The sequence below is a fragment of the Streptomyces sp. STAM6 genome, from assembly GCF_054963715.1.
Genome location: NZ_JBUEFZ010000004.1, coordinates 193,789 through 219,236 on the forward strand (window position 1 = coordinate 193,789; position 25,448 = coordinate 219,236).

18 protein-coding genes are annotated in these 25,448 nt (G+C 71.3%); all 18 read left to right on the top strand.

Annotated features, from left to right (window positions below; all coding sequences use genetic code 11):
• The first annotated feature begins 56 nt into the window (after positions 1-56).
• The 18 genes from folC (at position 57) to galE (ending at position 25,386) form a co-directional block, all read left to right on the top strand.
• Entirely contained in the window at positions 57-1,574 is a 1,518-nt protein-coding gene (folC, locus tag ACY34K_RS07610) for a bifunctional tetrahydrofolate synthase/dihydrofolate synthase (RefSeq protein WP_462745090.1), read from the top strand.
• A 6-nt stretch (positions 1,575-1,580) separates the two neighbouring features.
• Complete coding sequence (locus ACY34K_RS07615) at positions 1,581-1,967, top strand: DUF4233 domain-containing protein (protein ID WP_462745092.1); 387 nt, start codon at positions 1,581-1,583, stop codon at positions 1,965-1,967.
• A gap of 97 nt (positions 1,968-2,064) precedes the next feature.
• A complete protein-coding gene (gene ndk, locus ACY34K_RS07620) occupies positions 2,065-2,478 on the top strand; it encodes a nucleoside-diphosphate kinase (protein ID WP_462745094.1) in 414 nt (137 codons plus the stop codon).
• A gap of 262 nt (positions 2,479-2,740) precedes the next feature.
• Positions 2,741-3,760, top strand: a complete 1,020-nt coding sequence (locus ACY34K_RS07625; protein WP_056640532.1) for a rod shape-determining protein — start codon at positions 2,741-2,743, stop codon at positions 3,758-3,760.
• Between the two features lie 102 nt (positions 3,761-3,862).
• A complete protein-coding gene (gene mreC, locus ACY34K_RS07630) occupies positions 3,863-4,885 on the top strand; it encodes a rod shape-determining protein MreC (protein ID WP_462745096.1) in 1,023 nt (340 codons plus the stop codon).
• A 7-nt stretch (positions 4,886-4,892) separates the two neighbouring features.
• Positions 4,893-5,570, top strand: coding sequence for a rod shape-determining protein MreD (mreD, locus tag ACY34K_RS07635; RefSeq protein WP_462745098.1), 678 nt, complete (start codon positions 4,893-4,895; stop codon positions 5,568-5,570).
• 19 nt (positions 5,571-5,589) lie between these two features.
• Positions 5,590-7,779, top strand: coding sequence for a penicillin-binding protein 2 (mrdA, locus tag ACY34K_RS07640; RefSeq protein WP_462745100.1), 2,190 nt, complete (start codon positions 5,590-5,592; stop codon positions 7,777-7,779).
• Between the two features lie 7 nt (positions 7,780-7,786).
• A complete protein-coding gene (gene rodA, locus ACY34K_RS07645; protein WP_462745102.1) occupies positions 7,787-8,986 on the top strand; it encodes a rod shape-determining protein RodA in 1,200 nt (399 codons plus the stop codon).
• Between the two features lie 32 nt (positions 8,987-9,018).
• Entirely contained in the window at positions 9,019-10,539 is a 1,521-nt protein-coding gene (locus ACY34K_RS07650; RefSeq protein ID WP_462745104.1) for a CYTH and CHAD domain-containing protein, read from the top strand.
• Between the two features lie 51 nt (positions 10,540-10,590).
• Positions 10,591-12,513 carry a TIGR03960 family B12-binding radical SAM protein gene (locus ACY34K_RS07655; protein ID WP_462745106.1) on the top strand — a complete coding sequence of 641 codons (1,923 nt, stop codon included), beginning with the start codon at positions 10,591-10,593 and terminating at the stop codon, positions 12,511-12,513.
• Positions 12,514-12,557: 44 nt separating this feature from the next.
• Positions 12,558-13,676 (top strand): hypothetical protein, encoded by a 1,119-nt coding sequence (locus ACY34K_RS07660; protein ID WP_462745108.1) that lies wholly within the window; start codon positions 12,558-12,560, stop codon positions 13,674-13,676.
• A 125-nt stretch (positions 13,677-13,801) separates the two neighbouring features.
• On the top strand, positions 13,802-14,584 hold the full coding sequence (locus ACY34K_RS07665) for a TIGR03936 family radical SAM-associated protein (RefSeq protein WP_462745110.1): 783 nt from the start codon (positions 13,802-13,804) through the stop codon (positions 14,582-14,584).
• A 232-nt stretch (positions 14,585-14,816) separates the two neighbouring features.
• Positions 14,817-18,950, top strand: a complete 4,134-nt coding sequence (locus ACY34K_RS07670) for an Rne/Rng family ribonuclease (RefSeq protein WP_462745112.1) — start codon at positions 14,817-14,819, stop codon at positions 18,948-18,950.
• A gap of 346 nt (positions 18,951-19,296) precedes the next feature.
• The gene (locus ACY34K_RS07675; protein ID WP_462745114.1) at positions 19,297-20,418 is read left to right on the top strand and encodes a DegT/DnrJ/EryC1/StrS family aminotransferase; all 1,122 of its coding nucleotides are present in this window, start codon (positions 19,297-19,299) and stop codon (positions 20,416-20,418) included.
• On the top strand, positions 20,415-21,428 hold the full coding sequence (locus tag ACY34K_RS07680; protein ID WP_462745116.1) for a Gfo/Idh/MocA family protein: 1,014 nt from the start codon (positions 20,415-20,417) through the stop codon (positions 21,426-21,428). The genes ACY34K_RS07675 and ACY34K_RS07680 overlap by 4 nt, the downstream gene beginning before the upstream one ends.
• Positions 21,425-23,053, top strand: a complete 1,629-nt coding sequence (locus ACY34K_RS07685; protein WP_462745118.1) for a glycosyltransferase family 2 protein — start codon at positions 21,425-21,427, stop codon at positions 23,051-23,053. The genes ACY34K_RS07680 and ACY34K_RS07685 overlap by 4 nt, the downstream gene beginning before the upstream one ends.
• On the top strand, positions 23,050-24,333 hold the full coding sequence (locus ACY34K_RS07690) for a nucleotide sugar dehydrogenase (protein WP_462745120.1): 1,284 nt from the start codon (positions 23,050-23,052) through the stop codon (positions 24,331-24,333). Before ACY34K_RS07685 ends, ACY34K_RS07690 begins: the two co-directional genes overlap by 4 nt.
• 84 nt (positions 24,334-24,417) lie before the next feature.
• Complete coding sequence (gene galE, locus ACY34K_RS07695; RefSeq protein WP_462745121.1) at positions 24,418-25,386, top strand: UDP-glucose 4-epimerase GalE; 969 nt, start codon at positions 24,418-24,420, stop codon at positions 25,384-25,386.
• Positions 25,387-25,448 lie beyond the last annotated feature (62 nt).

Below are 25,448 nucleotides of genomic sequence, written 5' to 3' on the forward strand. Positions count from 1 at the left end.
CTCGGTTCCGGGGCCTTCGTCGCTGTGCTGTCGGTGGTGCTCCGTAGACTGACCCTGTGAGTGAGCAGCCCCCGTCCCCCGACAGCTTCGACGACGCCGACGATTTCGAGCGGATCGTCGAGGCGGAGACCGATCGCGACCCGGACCTGGCGGTGATCGAGGCCGGGAGCCGCACCCTGCGGGCGCAGGCCGGACCGCCCCAGGGCGACCCCGTGCCCGCCCGGCCCGCCGACCCGGAGATCGACAAGGCGCTGCGGGAGGTCGAGCAGGAGCTCGCCACCCGCTGGGGCGAGACCAAGCTGGAGCCGTCCGTGGCGCGCATCGCGGCGCTGATGGACGTGCTGGGCGAGCCGCAGCGCTCGTACCCGTCGATCCACATCACCGGCACCAACGGCAAGACGTCGACGGCCCGCATGATCGAGGCCCTGCTCTCCGCGTTCGAGCTGCGCACCGGGCGGTACACCTCGCCGCACGTCCAGTCGATCACCGAGCGGATCAGCCTGGACGGCGCCCCGATGGACGCCGAGCGGTTCATCGAGACGTACCGGGACATCAAGCCGTACGTCGAGATGGTCGACGGCGCTCAGGAATACCGGCTCTCCTTCTTCGAGGTCCTCACCGGAATGGCGTACGCCGCGTTCGCGGACGCGCCGGTGGACGTGGCGGTCGTCGAGGTCGGCATGGGCGGCAGCTGGGACGCGACGAACGTGATCGACGGCTCGGTCGCGGTCGTCACACCGATCTCGCTCGACCACACCGACCGGCTCGGCTCCACGCCGGCGGAGATCGCCGCCGAGAAGGCCGGGATCATCAAGGAGGGCGCGACCGTCATCCTGGCGCAGCAGCCGGTGGACGCCGCCCAGGTGATGCTGAAGAAGGCCGTCGGGGTGGACGCGACGGTGGCCCGCGAGGGCATGGAGTTCGGCGTGGTCGCCCGTGAGGTCGCGGTCGGCGGGCAGCTGCTGACGCTGCGCGGCCTCGGTGGTGAGTACGAGGAGGTCTTCCTCCCGCTGTACGGGGCGCACCAGGCGCACAACGCCGCGGTGGCGCTGGCGGCCGTGGAGGCGTTCTTCGGGATCGGTGCCCAGCACGCCCGCACGCTGGAGCTGGACACGGTCCGCAGGGCGTTCGCCTCGGTGGTCTCGCCGGGCCGCCTGGAGGTCGTGCGCCGCAGCCCGACCGTGGTGCTGGACGCCGCGCACAACCCGGCGGGCGCCAGGGCCACGGCCGAGGGCATCACCGAGGCGTTCGGCTTCTCGCGGCTGGTGGGCGTCGTCGGCGCGAGCGGCGACAAGGACATCCGGGGTCTGCTGGAGGCCTTCGAGCCGATCTTCGCCGAGGTCGTCGTCACGCAGAACTCCAGCCACCGGGCGATGGACGCCGACGAGCTGGCCGCGATCGCCGTGGAGGTCTTCGGCGACGAGCGGGTGGTGGTCGAGCCGCGGCTGGACGACGCTTTGGAGGCGGCGATCACCCTCGCCGAGGAGGAGGACGAGTACGCGGGAGCGGGCGTCCTCGTGACCGGTTCGGTGATCACGGTCGGCGAGGCCCGACTGCTGCTGGGAAGGGGCTGACCCGCGATGCGTACGCTCTGCGCGTCCACGCTGATCGGTGAATTCTTCGTGATCGGGTTCGCCGGCCTGGTGGCGATGAAGGACGACAGCCTGACCGTGACCACCGTCTGGACGGTGTGCGGGGTCGCGATGCTGCTGTCGGTCCTCCTGTGCGGCATGATCACCCGCCCGGGTGGGATACAGCTCGGCTGGGCGCTGCAGGTGGCGCTGATCGCGAGCGGCTTCGTGGTCCCGGTCATGTTCTTCCTGGGCGCTGTCTTCGCGGGCCTGTGGTGGGCCTCGGTCCACTACGGCCGCAAGATCGACGCGGCCAAGGCGAAGTGGGCCGCCCGGGCAGCCGAGGGCGAGGCCCACGGGCAGGCCCCGGCCGCGGGCGGGACCCCGGCACCGTAGCGGACACCCGGAGCGGTGAGGTCCGGGTGCGGCTGCTCCATTCGGCCCCTGTAGCCTCACCTCACCGCACACGTATGCCTGCAAGGAGCCGTAACACATGACCCAGCGCACGCTCGTCCTCCTCAAGCCCGACGCGGTCCGCCGTGGCCTGATCGGCGAGATCATCGGCCGTATCGAGCGCAAGGCCGGCTGGACCATCACCGCCATGGAGCTGCGCGAGCTGGGCCAGGACACGCTGGAGCAGCACTACGGCGAACACAAGGGCAAGCCCTTCTACGAGCCGCTGGTGGCCTTCATGTCCTCCGGTCCGGTCGTCGCGCTCGTCGTCGAGGGCGAGCGGGTCATCGAGGGTGTACGCCAGCTGGCGGGTCCGACCGACCCGATCGCGGCAGCGCCCGGCTCCATCCGGGGGGACTACGGCACCATCGTCCGGGAGAACCTGATCCACGCCTCGGACTCGGAGGAGTCCGCCATTCGGGAACTGAAGATTTTCTTCCCCGGCATTTCCTGACCGGGCGTCAGCCATACAGCGCTCATGACCTGGGGCGACCGAAGGAATTTCGGTCGCCCTGCGGCATATGACGAGCCCGATCGGGAACGCATCGCTCCGACACCTCGTCACCTATACAGAGGCGGGCCACCGCGCCGTGTCCGCGAAGGCGGCACTACGATGGAATCCTTCGCGTCACACCATCCGTCTCGCCTACCTGAGAAGCCGTCAAGCTCTATCTGGGAAGGCCCGACGCATCCTCATGGGAAACAAGGGGAACTCTATGTCGTTCATCGGCCGTGACATGGCTGTCGACCTCGGGACCGCCAACACGCTGGTGTACGTTAGGGGTCGCGGCATCGTCCTCAATGAGCCGTCCGTCGTCGCGATCAACACCAACACCGGTGGCATCCTGGCGGTCGGCGCCGAAGCGAAGAAGATGATCGGCCGGACTCCCGGCAACATCGTGGCCGTCCGGCCGCTGAAGGACGGCGTCATCGCCGACTTCGAAATCACCGAGCGAATGCTCCGCTACTTCATCCTGAAGATCCACAAGCGGCGCTATCTGGCCCGCCCGCGGGTCGTCGTCTGTGTGCCTTCCGGCATCACAGGCGTCGAGCGCCGCGCCGTCATCGAGGCCTCCACCCAGGCCGGTGCCCGCCAGGTGCACATCATCGAGGAGCCCATGGCCGCCGCCATCGGCTCGGGCCTCCCCGTCCACGAGGCCACCGGCAACATGGTCGTGGACATCGGTGGCGGCACCACCGAGGTCGCCGTCATCTCGCTCGGCGGAATCGTCACGGCACAGTCCATCCGGGTGGCCGGCGACGAGCTGGACAACGCGATCATCCAGCACATCAAGAAGGAGTACAGCCTTCTGCTCGGTGAGCGCACCGCCGAACAGATCAAGATCACCATCGGCTCGGCGTACGACCTCGACAACGACGAGCACACCGAGATCCGCGGCCGTGACCTCGTCTCCGGTCTGCCCAAGACCGTCGTCATCTCCGCCGCCGAGGTCCGCAAGGCCATCGAGGAGCCGGTCAACGCCATCGTCGACGCCGTGAAGACCACGCTCGACAAGTGCCCGCCGGAGCTCTCCGGTGACGTCATGGACCGCGGCATCGTTCTCACCGGCGGCGGCGCCCTGCTGCGCGGCCTCGACGAGCGGCTGCGCCGGGAGACCGGTATGCCGATCCACATCGCCGAGGACCCGCTCGACTCGGTGGCGCTCGGATCGGGCAAGTGCGTCGAGGAGTTCGAGGCACTCCAGCAGGTACTGGACGCCCAGCCCCGCAGATAGCAGCACCTCCGGGTCAGCCGTACGGGTGCTGCCGTACCCGTACGGCTGATCGTTGGTATAACGGCACAAACATTCCTACGAGGAAGGCACGGCCGCACCCACGTGAGGGACACACGAGAGAGCCGGCTGCTCCTGGTGCTGCTGGTAGCCATCGCGTTCGCACTGATCACGGTGGACATCCGCGGCGGCGAGGAGTCACCTGTCGACGGCGCGCGGCGGGCCGCCGCGGCTGTCTTCGGCCCCGTCGAGAACGGCATGGCGTCCGCGGTGAACCCGATCGGCAACGCCATCGGCGCCGTACGGGACTCCGGCGAGCGCCACAGCCGCATCGCCCAGCTGGAGCGGGAGAACGCGGCGCTGAAGGCGAAGCTCGGCAGTGACGACCGTAACCGCAGCCGCCTGCGCGAACTCGACAACCTGCTGAAGAAGGCCGGCGCCGGCCAGTACGGCATCAAGGCCGCCGAGGTCATCGCCATAGGAGCGGCCCAGAGCTTTTCCTGGACCGTGACCATCGACGCCGGCTCCGACGACGGCATCGAGCGCGACATGACGGTACTCAACGGCGACGGGCTCGTCGGCCGCGTCACCACCGTCGGCCCCAGCACCGCCACCGTGCTGCTCGCCAACGACCCGGACTTCACCGTCGGCACGCGGATGGAGAAGACCGACGAACTGGGCTTCGCCACCGGGCAGGGCGACCGGCCGCTCTCCGTGCAGCTGCTGAACGGCAAGGCGAAGGTCAAGCCCGGCGACCGGCTCGTCACCTTCGGCTCGCAGGCCAACAAGCCGTTCGTCCCCGGTGTCCCGGTCGGCGAGGTCGTCCGCATCGACCCCTCGACCGGCGGTCTGACCCGGAACATCTTCGTGCGCCCGTACGTCGGCTTCACCAAGCTCGACATCGTCGGCGTCGTCGTCCAGGAACCGCGCACCGACCCGCGCGACGCCGTGCTGCCCACCAAGCCCACCCCGGAGCCGACCGTCACGGTCACCGTCACCCCGACTCCGACCGCGACCGCGGCCGACGGGACGGACCCGCAGGACCCGAGCCGCAGCCCCAACCCGAACGACAGCCAGGCAGGCGCCCCCAACGACGTGGCCGGCCGTCCCGACGAGCAGGAGGAGTAGCCGCCCCATGCGTTTCAACCGGATGCTGCTCTCCACCACCCTCGTCGTCGTCGCGCTCGTCCTCCAGGTCTCCGTCCTCGCCCGGCTCCAGCTCCCCGGCGCCGTCCCCGACCTGCTGCTGCTCGTCGTCGTCGGCCTCGCACTCGTGTACGGCCACGTCAGCGGCGCCCTCATCGGCTTCGGCGCGGGCCTCCTCGCCGACTTCGCCCCGCCCGCCGACCACGCCGCCGGGCGGTACGCCCTGGTGCTGTGCGTCATCGGCTACGTCGTGGGGCTGGCCAAACCGGAGAACGGTCAGCTGCGCACGGCCACCGGCCCCATGGTCATGGTGGTCGCCGCGGCCGTCGGCTCCACCCTGCTGTACGCGGGCGTCGGCGCCCTGGTCGGCGACACCGCCGCCCGCCACGTCGGCCTGGTGTCCCTGCTCCTCACCGCGGTCATCTACGACCTGCTGCTCGCCCCCTTCACCGTGCCGCTGATCATGGCCCTCGCCAGACGCGCCGAGAACGATCCACTCGCCGAGACCTCCAGCCAGGGCGCCGATGTCGCCGCCGGCTGGATGGCCTCCGGCACCGGCCTGCGGATCGGCGACCGCCGCGGCGGCCTGCGCGGCGTCCTGCGCGTCAAGGCCGCCCGCAACCGCGCGGCCCGGGCCGGCCGCATCAAGGGCGTCAAGCGACTGTGACCGAGGGGGCAAGCACGTCATGAGCAACATCCCGGAGACCGGCCGGACCCCCCGGGTCCAGATCCGGCTCATCGTCATCCAGGTCCTCGTCTTCTCCCTCCTGCTCACCCTCGGCGGGCGCCTCTGGTACCTCCAGATCCGCAACGGCCAGGAGTACACCGACGAGGCGCGGAGCAACCACGTGCAGCGGGTCGTCTCACCGGCCGTGCGCGGCTCCATCCTCGACGCCCGCGGCGTGCCGCTCGCCGACAACGAGACCCGGCTGGTGGTCTCCGCGTCCCGCACCGAGCTGATGAAGATGAAGGACGACGGGAAGGGCGTCCTGACCCGGCTCGCCGGTGTCCTCGGCATGAAGCCGAAGGACGTCATGGACAAGGTCAGGCTCTGCGACTCACAGACGCCACAGCCCTGCTGGAACGGCTCCCCGTACCAGCCGATCCCGGTCACCGACGAGGCCACCACACAACAGGCGCTGCGGATCCGGGAGAGCTCCGAGGACTTCCCCGGCATCACCGCCGAACCCACTGCCGTGCGCCGCTACCCCGCCCCCGGCAAGGCCCGCACCGCGCAGGTGCTCGGCTACCTCTCCCCGGTCACCGACGAGGAGATCCAGAAGGCCAAGGACACCGACTCGCCGCACCTGCGCTCCGACATGGTCGGCCGCTCGGGCCTGGAGCGCACCTACGACAAGCAGTTGCGCGGCAAGGCAGGCGTCACCTCGTACGAGGTGGACAAGCTCGGCCGGGTCATGGGCCAGACCGAGTCCGACCCGGGCGTGCCCGGCTCCAACGTCGTCACCAGCATCGACGCCCGGGTCCAGGCCGTCGCCGAGTTCGAGCTCCACCAGGCGATGAAAACGGTCCGGGACGAGACCGACAAGGTCACCGGCCGCAAGTACGAGGCCGACGCGGGCGCCGTCGTCGTCATGGAGTCCAAGACCGGCCGGGTCGTCGCGATGGCCTCCCAGCCGGACTACGACCCCAACGCCTGGGTCGGTGGCATCTCCGCCAAGGACTACGCCGCGCTCACCGGCAAGAGCTCCAACTACCCGCTGCTCAACCGGGCCATCCAGGGACAGTCACCCGCCGGCTCCGTCTTCAAGGTGGTGTCGGCCAGCGCGGCCGTGCGGGCCGGCAACGACTTCAACGACAAGTACAACTGCAGCAGCTCCTACAGCATGGGCAACCGGAGCTTCGCGAACTTCGAGTCCAAGGGGCACGGCCCCATCACCCTCGGCGAAGCCCTCAAGTTCTCCTGCAACACCGTCTTCTACCGCCTCGGCCACCAGGAGTGGCAACGCGACGGCGGGCTCAAGCCGCACAAGAACGCCCACGACTGGTTCTACCGGACCGCCCATGACTTCGGCTTCGGCTCCGAGACCGGCATCGACGTGCCCAACGAGGTCAAGGGCCGCATCCCCGACCGCCGGTGGAAGCAGGCCTTCTGGGAGGCCAACAAGGACTCGTGGTGCAAGCAGGGCAAGAAGGGCGGCACCTACGTCGAGCAGATCGCCTACGAGAGCTGCCTCGAAGGCAACCAGCTGAAGGCGTTCGACAGCATCAACTTCGCCATCGGCCAGGGTGACGTCCTCATCACCCCCATCCAGCTGGCCACCGCCTACGCCGCGATCAGCAACGGCGGCACCCTCTTCACCCCCACCATCGGCAAGGCCGTCATCAGCCCCGACGGCAAGAGGGTCGAGGAGATCAAGCCCAAGTCCCACGGGCGGCTGCCGGTCGACGCCCAGACCATCAGCGACCTCGACAAGGGCCTGCGCTCCGTCGTCGAACCCGGCGGCACCGCCGCCTGGCGGTTCGGCGGCTGGCCCCAGGACAAGATCCCCATGCACGCCAAGACCGGCACCGCCCAGGTCTACGGCAAGCAGACCACCTCGTGGTTCGCGACCTACACCAAAGACTTCACGATCGTCATGACGATCTCCCAGGGCGGCACCGGCTCCGGCGCCTCCGGCCCCGCCGTACGCAACATCTACGACGCCCTCTACGGCCTCGACGACGCGGGCAACCAGGACCTCAAGCGCGCCCTGCTGCCCCAGCCGCAGGCGGCGCTGCCCAAGATCCAGCCCGACGGCACCATCGAGGCACCGGAGATCAAGCCGTACGACCCCGAGTCGCAGAAGGTCGACCCGGCGAAGCAGCAGGACGACGGACAGCAGCTCGCGGGCCCGCCCCCCGTCTGGAGGGACTGAACCGACCATGGCCGGATCCAACGGCTTCTCCGTCTCCCGGTACGCCCCCGAACGCGGCGTCTGGTCCAGGCTGACCGCCCGCGACTCGATGGTCCGCAGGCTCGACTGGCCGCTGCTGTTCTCCGCGCTCGCGCTGTCCTTCATCGGCTCGCTGCTGGTGTGGTCCGCGACCCGCGGCCGCACCGAGCTCAACCACGGCGACCCGTACTACTTCCTCCTCCGACACGTCCTCAACACCGGCATCGGACTCACGCTGATGGTCGGCACGATCTGGCTCGGCCACCGCACCCTCAGGGGCGCCGTCCCCGTGCTGTACGGCATCTCGGTGGTGCTGGTGCTGCTCGTCCTCACCCCGCTCGGCGCGACCATCAACGGCGCGCACGCGTGGATCGTGATCGGCGGCGGATTCTCCCTCCAGCCCTCCGAGTTCGTGAAGGTCACGATCATCCTGGGCATGGCGATGCTGCTCGCCGCCCGGGTCGACGCGGGCGACCTCGTCCACCCCGACCACCGCACGGTCGCCAAGTCCCTGGCACTCGCCGTGCTGCCGATGGCCATCGTCATGCTGATGCCGGACCTCGGCTCCGTGATGGTCATGGTGGTCATCGTGCTGGGCGTGCTGCTCGCCTCCGGCGCGTCCAACCGCTGGATCTTCGGCCTGATCGGCACCGGAATCGCCGGGGCCGTCCTGGTCGCCGCGCTCGGCGTGCTCGACGAGTACCAGATCAACCGCTTCGCCGCGTTCGCCAACCCCGAGCTCGACCCCGCCGGAGTCGGCTACAACACCAACCAGGCGCGGATCGCCATCGGCTCCGGCGGCCTGTACGGCGCCGGGCTGTTCAACGGCCACCAGACGACCGGACAGTTCGTCCCCGAACAGCAGACCGACTTCATCTTCACCGTCGCCGGCGAGGAACTCGGCTTCCTCGGCGCGGGCGCCATACTCGCCCTGCTCGGCGTGGTGCTGTGGCGGGCCTGCCGCATCGCCCGCGAGACGACCGAGCTGTACGGCACGATCGTCGCCGCCGGCATCATCGCCTGGTTCGCCTTCCAGTCCTTCGAGAACATCGGCATGACCCTCGGCATCATGCCCGTGGCGGGCCTGCCGCTGCCGTTCGTGTCGTACGGCGGATCGTCGATGTTCGCCGTCTGGGTGGCGATCGGCCTGCTCCAGTCCATTCGGGTTCAGCGGCCCATAACTGCATAGACCCCCGTCGAAGGGGCAACTAGATTCGAATGATGGCGGACACGAAACGCGAGATCGAGCGGAAGTACGAAGCCGGCCCCGACACCCGGCTACCAGACCTCACCCGGGTCCCCGAGGTCACGGCCGTCACCGACCGGGGCGTCGTCGACCTGGACGCCGTCTACTACGACACCCCGGACCTCCGCCTCGCCGCGGCCTCGATCACACTGCGGCGCCGCACCGGCGGGTCCGACGCCGGCTGGCACCTCAAGCTGCCCGTCGCCCCCGGAATCCGCGACGAACTGAGCGCCCCGCTCAGCGACGACGTCCCCACCGCCCTGGCCGGGCTCGTCCGCGCCCGCACCCGCGGCAACACCCTCGTACCGCTCGTACGGCTCCGCTCCTCGCGCGACGTGCGCCATCTCCTCGACAGCGAGAACACCCTGCTCGCCGAACTGAGCACCGACACCGTCCGGGCCGAGCGCCTCGACGGGGCCGACGACGGCGCCCGCGCCGAATGGATCGAGATCGAGGTCGAGCTCGCCGACGGCGGCGACCCGGCACTCCTCGACGCCGTGCACGAGCGGCTCCGCAAGGCGGGACTGCGCCCCGCGAAATCCCCCTCCAAGCTCGCCAGGGCCCTCGCCGAGAGCGGCTGGGAACCGCCCGCCCGCGAGGGCGGACCCGCCGTCACCGCCGGCGACCACGTCCTCGGCTACCTGCGCGAGAACGCCGAGGCCCTGCTCACCTACGACGCCGCCGTCCGCCGGGACCTGCCCGACTCCGTGCACCGGATGCGCGTGGCCACCCGCCGGATGCGCAGCGCCTTCCGCACCTACAAGAAGGTCCTCGACCGGGGCGTCACCGACCCGCTCGCCGACGAGCTCAAATGGCTGGCCGCCGAGCTGGGCGTCGACCGCGACCAGGAGGTGCTCACCGAGCGGCTCACCTCCCGCATCGACGCCGTCCCGGCCACCCTCCTCCTCGGCCCGGTCCGCGGCCGGCTGCGGATCTGGGCCACCGCCCGCCGAGCCGGAGCCCGCGGCCGCACCGTCTCCGTACTCGACAGCAAGCGCTACCTCGCCCTGCTGGACTCCCTGGACGCGCTGCTCGCCGACCCGCCGCTGCGCCCCGCCGCCGCCGAGCCCGCCGCCCGCGTCCTGTCCCGCGCGATCCTCAAGGACTACGACCGGCTCGCCGGCCGGATCGAGCACGCCCTGGCCCTCTCACCGGGGCAGGAGCGGGACGTCGCCATGCACGAGGCCCGCAAGGCCGCCAAGCGTGCCCGGTACGCCGCCGAGGCCGCCCGTCCCGCCCTCGGTAAGCCCGCGAAGCGCTTCGCCAAGCGGATGAAAGGCGTGCAGCGCGTCCTCGGCGACCACCAGGACAGCGTCGTCGCCCGCGGGGAGCTGCGGAACCTCGCCATCCAGGCCCACGCGGCCGGCGAGACCGCCTTCACCTGGGGCCTTCTGTACGGCCACGAGGAGGCGACCGCGGCCGACCGGGAGCGGGAGCTCCCCGAGGTGTGGGCCGAGGCCTCGCGGGCGAAACTGCGGGCGGCTCTGAAGGGCTGAGCATCGGGTTACGCTTGAGAGTCGCCCCCTGCCCGCTCACGAAGGTTCGAGATGTCCGAGTCGGTCTTCCCACAGCTCGAAGCTCTGCTCCCGCACGTGCAGAAGCCCATCCAGTACGTCGGCGGTGAACTGAACTCCACCGTCAAGCCGTGGGAGAGCTGTGACGTGCGGTGGGCGCTGATGTACCCCGACGCCTACGAGGTGGGGCTGCCCAACCAGGGCGTCATGATCCTCTACGAGGTACTGAACGAGCGCGAGGGCGTGCTCGCCGAGCGCACCTACAGCGTGTGGCCCGACCTCGAAGCGCTGATGCGCGAGCACAAGGTGCCGCAGTTCACCGTGGACAGCCACCGGCCCGTGCGCGCGTTCGACGTGTTCGGCCTGAGCTTCTCCACCGAGCTGGGCTACACCAACATGCTCACCGCCCTGGACCTCGCGGGCATCCCGCTGGAGTCCAAGGACCGGACGATCGACGACCCGATCGTGCTCGCCGGTGGCCACGCCGCGTTCAACCCCGAGCCGATCGCCGACTTCATCGACGCCGCGATCATCGGCGACGGTGAGCAGGCCGTGCTCGACATGACCGAGATCATCCGCCAGTGGAAGGCCGAAGGCCGCCCCGGCGGGCGCGAGGAGGTCCTCTTCCGCCTCGCCAGGACCGGCTCGGTCTACATCCCGGCGTTCTACGACGTCGAGTACCTGCCGGACGGGCGCATCGGCCGGGTCGTCCCGAACAAGTCCGGTGTGCCGTGGCGCGTGTCCAAGCACACGGTCATGGACCTCGACGAGTGGCCCTACCCCAAGCAGCCGCTCGTCCCGCTCGCCGAGACCGTCCACGAGCGGATGTCCGTCGAGATCTTCCGCGGCTGCACCCGCGGCTGCCGTTTCTGCCAGGCCGGCATGATCACGCGCCCCGTGCGGGAGCGAAGCATCACCGGCATCGGCGAGATGGTCGACAAGGGCCTCAAGGCGACCGGCTTCGAGGAGGTCGGCCTGCTGTCGCTGTCCTCCGCGGACCACTCCGAGATCGGCGACATCGCCAAGGGACTGGCCGACCGGTACGAAGAGGACAAGATCGGCCTCTCCCTGCCGTCGACCCGTGTGGACGCCTTCAACGTCGACCTGGCCAACGAGCTCACGCGCAACGGCCGCCGCTCCGGTCTCACCTTCGCCCCCGAGGGCGGCTCCGAGCGCATGCGCAAGGTCATCAACAAGATGGTCTCGGAGGAGGACCTGATCCGTACGGTCTCCACGGCGTACGGCAACGGCTGGCGCCAGGTGAAGCTGTACTTCATGTGCGGCCTGCCCACCGAGACCGACGATGACGTCCTCCAGATCGCGGACATGGCGATGAACGTCATCGCCGAGGGCCGCAAGGTCTCCGGCCAGAACGACATCCGCTGCACCGTCTCCATCGGCGGCTTCGTTCCCAAGCCGCACACGCCGTTCCAGTGGGCCCCGCAGCTGTCCGCCGAGGAGACCGACGCCCGCCTGGAGAAGCTCCGCGACAAGATCCGCGGCGACAAGAAGTACGGCCGCTCCATCGGCTTCCGCTACCACGACGGCAAGCCCGGCATCGTCGAGGGCCTGCTCTCGCGCGGTGACCGCCGCGTCGGCGCCGTCATCCGCGCGGTGTACGAGGACGGCGGCCGCTTCGACGGCTGGCGCGAGCACTTCTCCTACGACCGCTGGATGGAGTGCGCCGAGAAGACGCTCCCCGAGTTCGGTGTGGACGTCGACTGGTACACCACCCGCGAGCGCACCTACGAGGAGGTCCTGCCCTGGGACCACCTCGACTCCGGTCTTGACAAGGACTGGCTCTGGGAGGACTGGCAGGACGCCCTCGACGAGACCGAGGTCGAGGACTGCCGCTGGACGCCGTGCTTCGATTGTGGTGTCTGTCCTCAGATGGACACTCACATCCAGATCGGCCCGACCGGCAAGAAGCTGCTGCCGCTCACCGTCGTCAAGTAGGCCACCGCGGGATCCGCCAGGCTCGCTGACGCGTCCTCAACTGCATGGAACTGGACAAGCAGCCGCCCCAGCGGGGCGGCGAGGGCTGCCTGACGGCGGCCATCAGGATCCCGGTGCGCATCGTGGTCCTGGTGGTCGTCGTTCCCGTACGCATGGTCTGGGACGCCCTCGTCGTCGGTGCTCGCGCCGTCGACCGGGTGGTACTGCGCCCGCTCGGCCGGGTGCTGTTCGTGATCCCGCTGACCTGGTTGTACCGCTCCGTGCTGGCGCCCTTCGGCCGTGGCCTCGGGTGGCTGGCACAGGCCCTGGTCACGTACGGGATCGTGGCGCCCTGCACCTGGCTGTACCGCTGGGTCCTCGCCCCGGCCGGCCGCGGTGTCGCATGGGTCTGGGGCGGACTCCTCGTCGTGCTCGGCGCGGGCCTGCGCGGAGTCGCCACCATGCTCGCCCGGATCGTCGCCACCCTGGTCGTCACGCCGGTGGCATGGCTCTGGCGCACCGCTGTCGTACCGCTCGGCCGGGGGACCGGGCTGGTGCTGTGGGCGGTCCTGGTCTGGCCCTGGATCGCGCTGTACCGCCGGCTGCTCACCCCGATCGGCCGCGGCCTGACCTGGTTTTACGCGCACGCGCTCGCCCCGGCGGCACGCGGTCTGCGGGCGGGTGCCGTATGGCTGGCCAGGGCCCTGGTCGTACTGCCCGCCGTCGCCGTGTACCGCTGGGTGCTCACCCCCCTCGGCCGGGCGCTCGCCGTGGCCGGCCGGGAGATCGGCGCGGCTTTCGTGATGGCGTGGCGCGTCGCCGGGTACATCTCGCGCGCCTTCGGCCGCGCCCTGAAGTGGCTCGCGCTCGTGCTCGTCGGCCGCCCCGTGGCCTGGGTCTACCGGAACGTGTGCACCCCCGTCGGCCACGCCGTGCGCGACCACCTGTGGAGGCCGGTGAGGAAGGCCGCCGCCGAGGCCGGCCGGGTGGCCAGGGCGGCGCTCACCTCCGCCCGCGACACGGTCCGGCAGGCCAGGCGCGACGCCTGGCGCGCCCTCGTGGGGGAGCCACGGGCACCCCGGCCCGGGGAACCCGGGCACGCTCCGGCGCGTACCCTGGGTGGTACGACAACCGCTCCCCGCGCGGCGCCCGCACCCGAGATCTCCCTGCGAAAGCGGGGGTGAGCCGGGCGGGACCCCCGGGGGCCACCCCGTATTTCGAGGGCGGCGCGCCACCCGCGCCCGCCCCGCACCGAGGAGAAGAACCACTGGGCAAGCGACAGCCCGAAGGCCCGCCGCCCGCACCTGCGGTGCAGCGCATCCGACTGCGCTACACCAAGCGCGGCCGCCTCCGGTTCACCAGCCACCGTGACTTCCAGCGCGCGTTCGAGCGGGCGCTGCGCCGCGCCGAGGTGCCCATGGCGTACTCGGCGGGGTTCACGCCGCACCCGAAGGTGTCGTACGCCAACGCCGCTCCCACCGGCACCGGCTCCGAGGCCGAGTATCTGGAGATCGCGCTCACCGAGACGCGTGACCCCGAGAAGCTGCGCGAGCTGCTCGACGAGTCGCTTCCGGCCGGGCTGGACATCACCGACGCCGTGGAGGCGCGTACGTCCGGTCTCGCCGACCGGCTCACCGCCTCCGTGTGGGAGCTGCGGCTGGACGGCGTGTCCGTCGAGGACGCCGAACGGGCCGTGTCCGCCTTCCTCGCCGCCGAGACCGTCGAGGTCCAGCGCAGGACGAAGAACGGCATGCGGACCTTCGACGCCCGGGCGGCCGTCGCGGGCCTCGACGCAGGTCATCCTCAGGCTGATAGGCCCGGGGATGCGCCCTGTGCGATACTGCGGCTGGTTGTTCGGCACGTGACACCTGCCGTGCGACCCGACGACGTCCTGTCCGGTCTCCGAGCTGTGGCCGACCTGGCGCCGCCGGTCCCCGCAGCGGTGACCAGGCTGGCGCAGGGGCTCTTCGACGAGGAGACCGGCACGGTGACCGACCCGCTCGCGCCCGACCGCGAGGCAGTACCGGCCGCTCCACCCAAGGCCGCCGGACTCGCCGCCGCGACGGCTGCCGAGGGTACGGGTTCCGCGTAGGGCGGTCGTCGTAGCGCGGCCCTGGCACTCGGGAGCCACCTGGGTCCGGCCGCGTGGAGACACAGGAGACTTTCGCCAGGCCGTGCGTACATCGCGTACGGAACCGGCGAGCCAGACATCAGCTCCCGTGCGGCGCCCGCGCCCCGGACGGCGGCTCTCGCGCAGTGTGCGATGCCGCCGTCGGACCGGAACAAGGCGCGGCGCCCGGGAGCGTGACGGGAGAACCGCCCGCATGCTCGAGCCCAAGGACACCGGCGCTACCGCCGGTAACAACGAAGAGAACAACTCCCCGAGCGACACGCTGCCGCCGCGCCGCAGGCGCCGCGCCGCGTCGCGTCCCGCGGGCCCGCCGGTCACCGCGGAAACCACCGGCGAGGCCACGGTCGTCGAGACCACCGCCGCGCCCGCCGAGGACCCCGCCGCGGCCGAGCCCGAGGCGGCTCCGGCCCGCCCGCGCCGCCGCGCGACCCGTAAGGCCACGGCACCCGCCGGTGCGCCCGAGGTCGCCGAGGAGCCGCAGGCCCCGGCCGCTGTCACCGAGACGGCGCAGGCCCCGGAGGCCGCCGCCGAGGCACCGGCGGAGGAAGCCCCGGCGCCCGCCCGTACGCGCCGCCGCGCGACCCGTAAGGCCACGGCACCCGCCGGCGCGCCCAAGGGTGCCGAGGAGCCGCAGGCCCCGGCCGCCGAGCCCGTCGCCGAACCGGCCGCCGAGGCGGCCGCCGCCGAGCCCGCGGCCGAGGAGGCCGAGGCCGCGCCGCGCCGTACGCGCCGTCGTGCCACCCGCAAGGTTTCCTCCCCGGCCCCTGTCGAGGCTGTCGAGACCGAGGAGACCGGGGAAGAGGCGCTCGTCGCCGAGGCCCCGGCCGAGGAGACCGTCGCGGCCGCCGAGGTCGTCGAGGCCCCGGTCGAGGAGGCCGCGCCGCGCCGTACGCGTCGCCGCGCCACCCGCAAGGCCACGTCCCCCGCCCCCGCCGAGCCCGTCGGCGCCGAGGAGGCCGAGGAGGAGGCCGCCGTCGCCGCGGCCCCCGCGCTGGAGACGCCTGCCGCCGAGGTCGTCGCCGAGCCCGTGGCCGAGGAGGCCGAGGCCGCGCCGCGCCGTACGCGCCGCCGCGCGACCCGCAAGGCCAGCGCCCCCGCCGGCGCGCCGGAGGCCGCTGACGAGACCACCCTCGAGGAGCCCACCGAGGGCGAGGGACTGCCCGCGGACACCGTGGCGCGCATCGCCGCGGACGAGGCCGAGGTCGCCGCCGCCGAGAAGGCCGCGTCCCGTGGCCGTTCCCGGCGCCGGGCCGCCGCCCCCGAGTTCACCGCCGAGCCGGCGAAGGCCTCTGAGGCCCCCCGTGGCCGCCGCGCCGCGCGGCCCGCGGTCGCCGTCTTCCAGGCCCCGGTCTTCACCGAGCCCATGTTCCAGACCCCGGAGACGGCCGCCGCAGCGGCCGCCGCCGAGGCCGCCCAGGTGCAGGAGGAGGCCGCCCAGGCCCCCGCCGAGCAGCCGGAGACCGGCGGCCGCCGCCGTCGCCGCCGCCGTGGCGAGCCGGTCGAGCAGGCGGCCGTGACCGCCGAGGTCGAAGAGGCCGAGGAGGCCGAGGAGGAAGAGGTCGAGGCCGCCGAGGAGGGCGAGGAGTACGAGGACCGTCCGTCCCGTCGCCGTCGCCGTGGTGGCCGTCGCCGCCGCCGAGGCGAGGCCGCCGAGGCGGAGGAGGCCGAGGAGACCGCGCACGCCGAGGAGGAGGCCGCCGAGCAGGAGGCCGAGGAGGAGGAGCTCGAGGACGAGGAGTCCGAGGGCGCCACCCCGTCCGCCGCCGGCACCAGCAGCTCCCGCCGTCGCCGTCGCCGTCGCCGCCGCAGCGGTGACACGGCCGTCGACACCGAGGCGGGCGAGGAGGACGGCGTCCGTACGGTCGTCAAGGTCCGCGAGCCCCGCAAGAAGGAGGCGGAGCCGTCCGACGAGGTGCAGTCCATCAAGGGCTCGACCCGTCTGGAGGCGAAGAAGCAGCGCCGCCGTGAGGGCCGCGAGCAGGGCCGCCGCCGGGTGCCGATCATCACCGAGGCGGAGTTCCTGGCGCGCCGCGAGGCCGTCGAGCGCGTGATGGTCGTGCGGCAGAACGGCGACCGCACCCAGATCGGCGTCCTCGAGGACAACGTGCTCGTCGAGCACTACGTCAACAAGGAGCAGTCGACCTCGTACGTCGGCAACGTCTACCTGGGCAAGGTGCAGAACGTCCTGCCGTCCATGGAGGCCGCGTTCGTCGACATCGGCAAGGGCCGCAACGCCGTCCTGTACGCCGGTGAGGTCAACTTCGAGGCGCTCGGCCTGGCCAACGGCCCGCGCCGTATCGAGACCGCCCTCAAGTCCGGCCAGTCCGTCCTCGTCCAGGTGACGAAGGACCCGATCGGTCACAAGGGCGCCCGTCTGACGAGCCAGGTCTCGCTGCCCGGCCGCTACCTGGTGTACGTGCCCGAGGGCTCGATGACCGGTATCAGCCGCAAGCTGCCCGACACCGAGCGTGCGCGCCTGAAGACCATCCTCAAGAAGATCGTCCCCGAGGACGCGGGCGTCATCGTGCGCACCGCCGCCGAGGGCGCGAGCGAGGACGAGCTGCGCCGTGACGTCGAGCGTCTGCAGGCGCAGTGGGAGGAGATCCAGAAGAAGGCGAAGAACGGCAACGCCCCGACCCTCCTCTACGGCGAGCCGGACATGACCGTCCGGGTCGTCCGCGACATCTTCAACGAGGACTTCTCCAAGGTCATCGTCAGCGGCGACGAAGCGTGGCAGACCATCCACGGGTACGTGTCGCACGTCGCGCCCGACCTGGCGGACCGGCTGCAGCGCTGGACGTCCGAGGTCGACGTCTTCGCGACGTACCGGATCGACGAGCAGCTGATGAAGGCGCTGGACCGCAAGGTCTGGCTGCCGTCCGGCGGTTCGCTGGTGATCGACAAGACCGAGGCGATGATCGTGGTCGACGTCAACACCGGCAAGTTCACCGGCCAGGGCGGCAATCTCGAGGAGACCGTCACCAGGAACAACCTGGAGGCGGCCGAGGAGATCGTGCGCCAGCTGCGCCTGCGGGACCTGGGCGGCATCGTCGTCATCGACTTCATCGACATGGTGCTGGAGTCCAACCGGGACCTGGTGCTCCGGCGTCTGCTGGAGTGCCTCGGCCGGGACCGCACCAAGCACCAGGTCGCCGAGGTCACTTCGCTGGGCCTGGTCCAGATGACCCGCAAGCGGGTGGGCCAGGGTCTGCTGGAGTCCTTCTCCGAGACCTGCGTCCACTGCAACGGCCGTGGCGTCATCGTGCACATGGAGCAGCCGACCACCGCCGGTGGCGGGGGCGGCGGCAAGCGTGCCAAGAAGCGCGGCCGCGGCGGCGAGCAGGTCCACGAGCACGCCGAGGCCCAGGTGGAGGCGCCGGCGGCAGAGGCCGAGGAGGAGACCGAGGCCGAGCTGGCCGCCGAGGTCGCCGCCCCGGTGTCGCTCGCCGAGCCGCTGCCGGACAGGATGGCCCCCGACGAGGAGCTGTACTCCAGCGTCGCCGAGGCCGAGGCCGCCGCCGGCCGTGGCCGGTCGCGGCGCCGCGCCACCCGCAAGGCCACCGCTCCCGCCGGCGCCCCGCGCGCCGCGGAGGAGCCGCGGCCGCAGCCGGCGGTCGCGGAGGTGGCCCCCGAGACCCTGGAGGTCGAGGCGGTTCCGGCGCTCGCCGTCGCCGAGGAGGAGGCGGCTCCCAAGGGCCGTACCCGTCGCCGTGCCACCCGCAAGGCGACGGCTCCGGCGGGATCGCCGACGCCGGCCGAGGAGCCCGCGGCCGTGGTCGTGCCCGCCGAGGCCGAGCCCGTCGCGCGGGCCGAGGACGCGCAGGCCGAGCCGGTGGCGGAGCCGCAGCCGGAGGCCGTGGCCGAGACGCCCGGGCAGCCGGTCGCCGAGGAGGCCCCCGCGGCCGCGCCGACGCGCGCCCGCCGCCGGGTCGTCCGCAAGGTCAGCGCCCCCGCCGGTTCCCCCGCGGGTGCCGAGGAGGCGGCGGTCGTCGTGGTGAGCGCCCCGGCGGCCAAGGCGGCCGAGGAGACGCCGGCCACGGCCCCCGCGGCCGAGGCTCCGGCGGCCGAGGCTCCGGCCGAGACCGTCACCGAGGCGGAGGAGGGTGCCGGCGAGACGGCGGCACCGGCCAAGAAGACGGCCCGCAAGACCGCCAAGAAGGCCACCGCGAAGAAGGCCGCCACCACCAAGAAGGCGGCGGCGAAGAAGACCGCGGCGAAGAAGACGACCGCCAAGAAGGCCGCCACCACCAAGAAGGCGGCGGCGAAGAAGACGGTCGCGGCCGAGCAGCCCGCGACGCCTTCCGTGACCGCCGTCACGGAGGACTGAGGCCGGTGGCCGAACGGTCGGTGAGCATCGGCTGAACGTTCCGTGCCCCGCCCGGGATTACCCTGGGCGGGGCACGGATTTCGTTTCGGAATCGATGCCTCAGCCGGTTAACGACCCCGAAATTGACTAGGAAATTCCTGATAATGTGACGCCGGTCGCCGCCGTGGGCGGGCCCCCGCCCGAAGACTATGGCCGGTGACCGACCCGGTTCCGGGACAGACCGGTCCCAGCAATCCTCGGTAGGGCGTCGGCATCGCGCCGGAGGGGTACGCGCGGCCTCGAGAGACGTCCGCAGCACCCCAGACCTCTGCCACATAGAGCTCTTGCGGTGTTCAAGGAGGACTCCATGCCGAGCATCAACGAGCAGCCCATTCCCGCTGCCCGCCCGGTCATCGGTGAAGAAGAGATCGAGGCCGCCGTACGTGTGCTGCGCACCGGCCGCGTCGTCCAGGGCCCCGAAGTGGCCGCCTTCGAGGAGGGCTTCTCGGAGCTGGTGGACGGCCGTCACTGCGTCGCCGTCAACTCCGGTACGTCCGCGCTGCACCTCCTTCTGATGGCGCTGAACATCGGCCCGGGTGACGAGGTGATCGTCCCCTCGTTCTCGTTCGCCGCCTCGGCGAACGCCGTCCGGCTGGTCGGCGCCGACGTCGTCTTCGTGGACATCGAGGCCGACAGCTTCAACATCGACCCGGCCGCGGTCGAGGCCGCCATCACCCCGCGCACCGCCGCGATCATGCCGGTCCACATCTACGGCAACCCGGCCGCCATGGACAAGATCATGGCCATCGCCGAGAAGCACAAGCTCGCGGTCGTCGAGGACGCCTGCCAGGCGCACGCCGCCTCGCTGCACGGCACCCCGGTCGGCGCGTTCGGCAACGGCGGTACGTTCAGCTTCTACCCGACGAAGAACATGCACTCCCTCGAGGGCGGCATGATCTCCACCGCCGACGCCGAGGTCGCCCGCACCCTGCGCCTGCTGCGCAACCAGGGCATGGAGCAGCGGTACGCCAACGAGATCGTCGGCGCCAACATGCGGATGACCGACGTCGCCGCCGCCGTCGGCCGCGTCCAGCTGTCCAAGCTGCAGGGCTGGACCGAGACGCGCATCGCCAACGCCGCGTACCTCACCGAGAACATCACCGCGCCGAACGTCGTCACGCCGATCGTCGCCGAGGGCGCGCGCCACATCTACCACCAGTACACGATCCGCGTGCGGGGTGGTGACCGCGACGCCGCGATGGCGAAGCTCACCGAGGCCGGCATCGGGAACGCCGTGTACTACCCGACCCCCATCCACCGGCTGAAGCCGTACTGGGAGCCGGACCAGAAGGCGGGCCGGAACTGGGACCTGCCCGAGACGGAGAAGGCCGCCGCCGAGGTCGTCTCGCTGCCCGTCCACCCCTCGCTGAGCCGACACGACCTTGAGCGCATCGTCACCGCCGTGAACGCGCTGGGAGAGAACCTGTGACTGCTGCTGGACTGCGGGCCGGCCTCATCGGCCTCGGCTCCATGGGACGCCACCACGCCCGCGTGCTGGCCGGGCTGGACGGCGTCCAGCTCGTCGGCGTCGTCGACCCGATGGGCGACAAGAACGGCTGGGCGCAGGGCGCTCCCGTGCTGTCGACCGTCGAGGAGCTCATCGCGCTGGGCGTCGACTACGCCGTCGTCGCCTGCCCGACCGCCCTCCACGAGGAAGTCGGCCTGAAGCTCGCCGACGCCGGTGTCCACGCGCTGATCGAGAAGCCGGTCGCGGACACCGTCGAGGGCGCCCGCCGGCTCGTCGAGGCCTTCGAGACGCGCGGCCTGGTGGCCGGCGTCGGCCACATCGAGCGCTGCAACCCGGCCCTGCGTTCGCTGCGTTCCCGCCTGGAGGCCGGTGAGCTGGGCGACGTCTACCAGGTCGTCACCCGCCGCCAGGGCCCCTTCCCGCACCGCATCGCCGACGTCGGCGTGGTCAAGGACCTGGCCACCCACGACATCGACCTGACGGGCTGGGTGACCGGCCGGCAGTACACCTCGATCGCCGCCCACACGGTGTCCAAGTCGGGCCGCCCGCACGAGGACATGGTCTCCGCCGTCGGCCAGCTCTCCGACGGCACGATGGTCAACCACCTCGTCAACTGGCTGAGCCCGCTCAAGGAGCGCTTCACCTCGGTCACCGGCGAGAAGGGCTGCTTCATCGCCGACACCCTCACGGCCGACCTGACCTTCTACTCGAACGCCGCCGTGGCGACCGAGTGGGAGGCGCTGCGCGCCTTCCGCGGTGTCTCCGAGGGCGACATGATCCGCTACGCGATCCCGAAGCGCGAGCCGCTCCTCGTCGAGCACGAGCTCTTCCGTGACGCGGTCCTCGGCAAGTCCGACGACATCTGCACGCTGCGCCAGGGTCTGCGTACCGTGGAGGTGGCCGCGGCCGTCATCGACTCCGCCGTCCGCGGCGTCACCGTGCGGCTCACCCCGGAGGACGTGGCCAGTTGACCACACCCGATGTCACCGTCGTGGTAGCCGTGTACAACACGATGCCGTACCTCACCGAGTGCCTGAACTCGCTGGTGGGGCAGAGCATCGGGCTGGACCGGCTCGAGGTCGTGGCCGTCGACGACGGCTCGACCGACGACAGTGGCCGGGAACTGGACCGCTTCGCGGAGAAGTACCCGAACACTGTCAAGGTGATCCATCAGGCCAACTCCGGCGGCCCGGCTGCGCCCAGCAACCGGGCCCTGGAGCTGGCCACCGGTCGTTATGTCTACTTCATCGGCTCCGACGACTACCTGGGCAAGGAAGCCCTTGAGCGGCTCGTGGCCTGTGCCGACGAGCACGGCTCCGACGTCGTCGTCGGCAAGATGGTCGGCACCAACGGCCGTTACGTCCACCAGGCGCTCTACAAGAAGAGCGACCCGGACGTCTCCCTGTACGAGTCGGCCCTGCCGTTCACGCTGGCCAACACCAAGCTCTTCCGCCGTGAGCTGGTGGAGAAGTACAAGCTGCGCTTCCCCGAGGACCTGCCGGTCGGCTCCGACCAGCCGTTCACCATCGAGGCCTGCGTGCGGGCCGCGAAGATCTCCGTCCTCGCCGACTACACGTACTACTACGCGGTGAAGCGCGGCGACGCGAGCAACATCACCTACCGGGCCAACCATCTGTCCCGGCTCCGGTGCACCGAGCGGATCATGAAGTTCACGGCCTCGCTCATCGAGGCCGGCCCGCAGCGCGACGCCGTGTTCAAGCGCCACTTCACCTGGGAACTCGCCAAGCTCATCCAGGACGACTTCCCGGCACTGGACGAGCGCACCCGGGTGGAGGTCTGCGCGGGCATCGCCGCCCTGGCCGACGAGTACTTCACCGACGAGCTGCGCGACTCGATGGACGTCAAGCGGCGCGTGCGGATCGCGCTCGCCCGGCGCGGCGCCGTCGACGAACTGGTCCGGGCGATCACGGACGAGGCCGAGAACGGCGCGCCGCCCTTCCTGCTGGAGGACGGCCGGGCGTTCGCCCGCTACCCCGGCTTCCGCGACGCCACGGTCGGGCTGCCCGACCGGGTCTACGAGGTGATTGGCGAGGCGGTCCCCGCCAAGCTCGCCGACGGCACCTCGCTGGTGTCCGCCGAGTGGGAGCAGAACGGCGACGACATGGCCGTCGCGCTGGAGGTCCGGGTCCCGGTCGCCGGCGAGACCGATTCCGCGGTGCTCCGCCTGGCGGACAGGGCCATGCCCAAGAGCGCCGACAAGCCCGGTGCCAGGCGCCTTCCCGTCGGACACGACCTCCCCGCCCCGGTGGGCGAGTTCACCCGCAAACCGACCGAGGACGGCACGGCCACGCTGCTGACCGCCCGGATCCCGGTCAAGCCGAGGAGCGCCAAGCTCGGCGTCCGCGTATACGTCGACGTGGCAGGCTCGGCGTACGAAATCCCCGTGCCGACCCGCGGTCGGCCGCTGCCCCTGGCCCGGCGCTGGCGGGAGCGGATCCCCTACCGGATCTCCGCCAACGCGAACGCCAAGGGCAGGCTTGTGATCACCACGGCCCCCCTCTGGGAGCCGCAGCTCGGCGTGGGCAAGCGACTGCGTCAAATGATGTCCCGTGTGAAGAGGAAACTGACCCGATGAATATCTGTGTAGTCGCGCTCGGCAAGATCGGTCTGCCGCTCGCCGTGCAGTTCGCCGCCAAGGGCCACAAGGTCATCGGCGCCGACGTCAACGAGAAGGTCGTCGAGCTGGTCAACGCCGGCACCGAGCCCTTCCCGGGCGAGCACGACCTCGACCGGCTGCTGAAGCAGACCGTGGACGCCGGCCTGCTGTCCGCCACGACCGACACCGCCGCCGCCGTCGCCCAGTCCGACGCCGTCGTGGTCGTCGTCCCGCTGTTCGTGGACGCCGAGGGCACCCCGGACTTCGGCTGGATGGACTCCGCCACCCAGGCCATCGCCAAGGGCCTCAAGCCCGGCACCCTCGTCTCCTACGAGACGACCCTGCCGGTCGGCACCACCCGCACCCGCTGGGCGCCGATGCTGGAGCAGGGCTCGGGTCTCAAGGCCGGCGAGGACTTCCACCTCGTCTTCTCCCCGGAGCGCGTCCTCACCGGCCGGGTCTTCGCCGACCTGCGCCGCTACCCCAAGCTCGTCGGCGGCATCGACGAGGCCTCCACCGCCCGCGGTGTCGAGTTCTACGAGCAGGTGCTGGACTTCGACGAGCGCGAGGACCTGCCGCAGCCGAACGGCGTCTGGGACCTGGGCACCGCCGAGGCCTCCGAGCTGGCCAAGCTCGCCGAGACCACCTACCGCGACGTCAACATCGGCCTGGCGAACCAGTTCGCCAGGTTCGCCGACAAGAACGGCATCGACGTCAAGAAGGTCATCGAGGCCTGCAACAGCCAGCCCTACAGCCACATCCACCAGCCCGGCATCGCCGTCGGCGGCCACTGCATCCCGATCTACCCGCGGATGTACCTGTGGAACGACCCGGAGGCGACCGTCGTGCGCTCGGCCCGCGAGGCCAACGCCGCGATGCCCGAGTACGCCGTCGACCTGCTGGCCGCCGCCTACGGCGACCTGAAGGACGTGCAGGTGCTGGTGCTGGGCGCCGCCTACCGCGGTGGTGTCAAGGAGACCGCCTTCTCCGGCGTCTTCGGCACCGTCGAGGCGCTCAAGGCCCGCGGCGCGGTGCCGTTCGTCTCCGACCCGATGTACACGGCCGAGGAACTCGCCGCGCACGGCCTCACCCCGCACCAGGGCGAGAAGGTCACCGCCGCGATCCTCCAGGCCGACCACGCCGAGTACAAGGAGCTGGCCGCCTCCGACCTGCCGGACGTCACCGTCCTGGTCGACGGCCGCCGCACCACGGACCCGGCCCGCTGGGAGGGCGTCCGCCGCGTCGTCATCGGCGGCTGAGGACGGGCTCATTTCCGTACGCACCGAACCGAGGCCCTGCCCCGCGTACTCGTGGGGCAGGGCCGGCTTGCAGAGGGTTACCCCATGACCTGGTTGATTACTGGTGGTGCCGGATTCATCGGCTCCCACGTGGTGAAGGCGATGGCCGACGGCGGCGAGCGGATCGTCGTCCTCGACGATCTGAGCACGGGCCGCGCCGAGCGGCTGCCCGACGGCGTCCCGCTGGAGGTCGGCACCGTCCTCGACCGTGCCTTCGTCGACCGTGTCCTGCGTGAGCACGCGGTCACCGGGATCGTGCACATCGCGGGCAAGAAGCAGGTCGCCGAGTCGGTCGCCAAGCCGCTGCACTACTACCGGGAGAACGTGGAGGGCCTGCGGACCCTCCTGGAGGCGGCCGCCGAGGCCGGTGTCACCCGCTTCCTGTTCTCCTCGTCGGCCGCCGTCTACGGCATGCCCGACGTGGACCTCGTCACCGAGAAGACGCCGTGCGCGCCGATCAACCCGTACGGCGAGACCAAGCTCGCCGGCGAGTGGCTGGTCACGGCGACCGGCAGGACCCACGGCATGGCGACCGCGTCCCTGCGGTACTTCAACGTGGCGGGCGCGGCCACCCCCGAGCTCGGCGACGACGGCATCTTCAACCTGGTGCCGATGGTCTTCGAACGGCTCACGGCCGGCGAGCAGCCGCGGATCTTCGGCGACGACTACCCGACGCCCGACGGCACCTGCATCCGCGACTACATCCACGTCGAGGACATCGCGTCCGCCCACGTCGCGGCGGCCCGCCGGCTGGCCGCGGACCCGGACGCCTCACTGATCCTCAACATCGGCCGCGGCGAAGGTGTCTCCGTCACGGAGATGGTCGGGATCATCCAGGACGTCACCGGCCGCGCCGACATCGAGCCGCTCGTCACCGAGCGCCGGCCCGGCGACCCGGCCCGCGTGGTGGCCTCCGCCGAGCTGATCCGCGAGGAGCTCGACTGGACCGCGCGGCACGACGTACGGGCCATGGTCGAGTCGGCATGGGCGGGCTGGCAGCTGCGCCACCCCTGACGGTCAAGGACAGCACGAAGGGCCCCGGGATCGCTCCCGGGGCCCTTCGCCTTGTCCTGTGC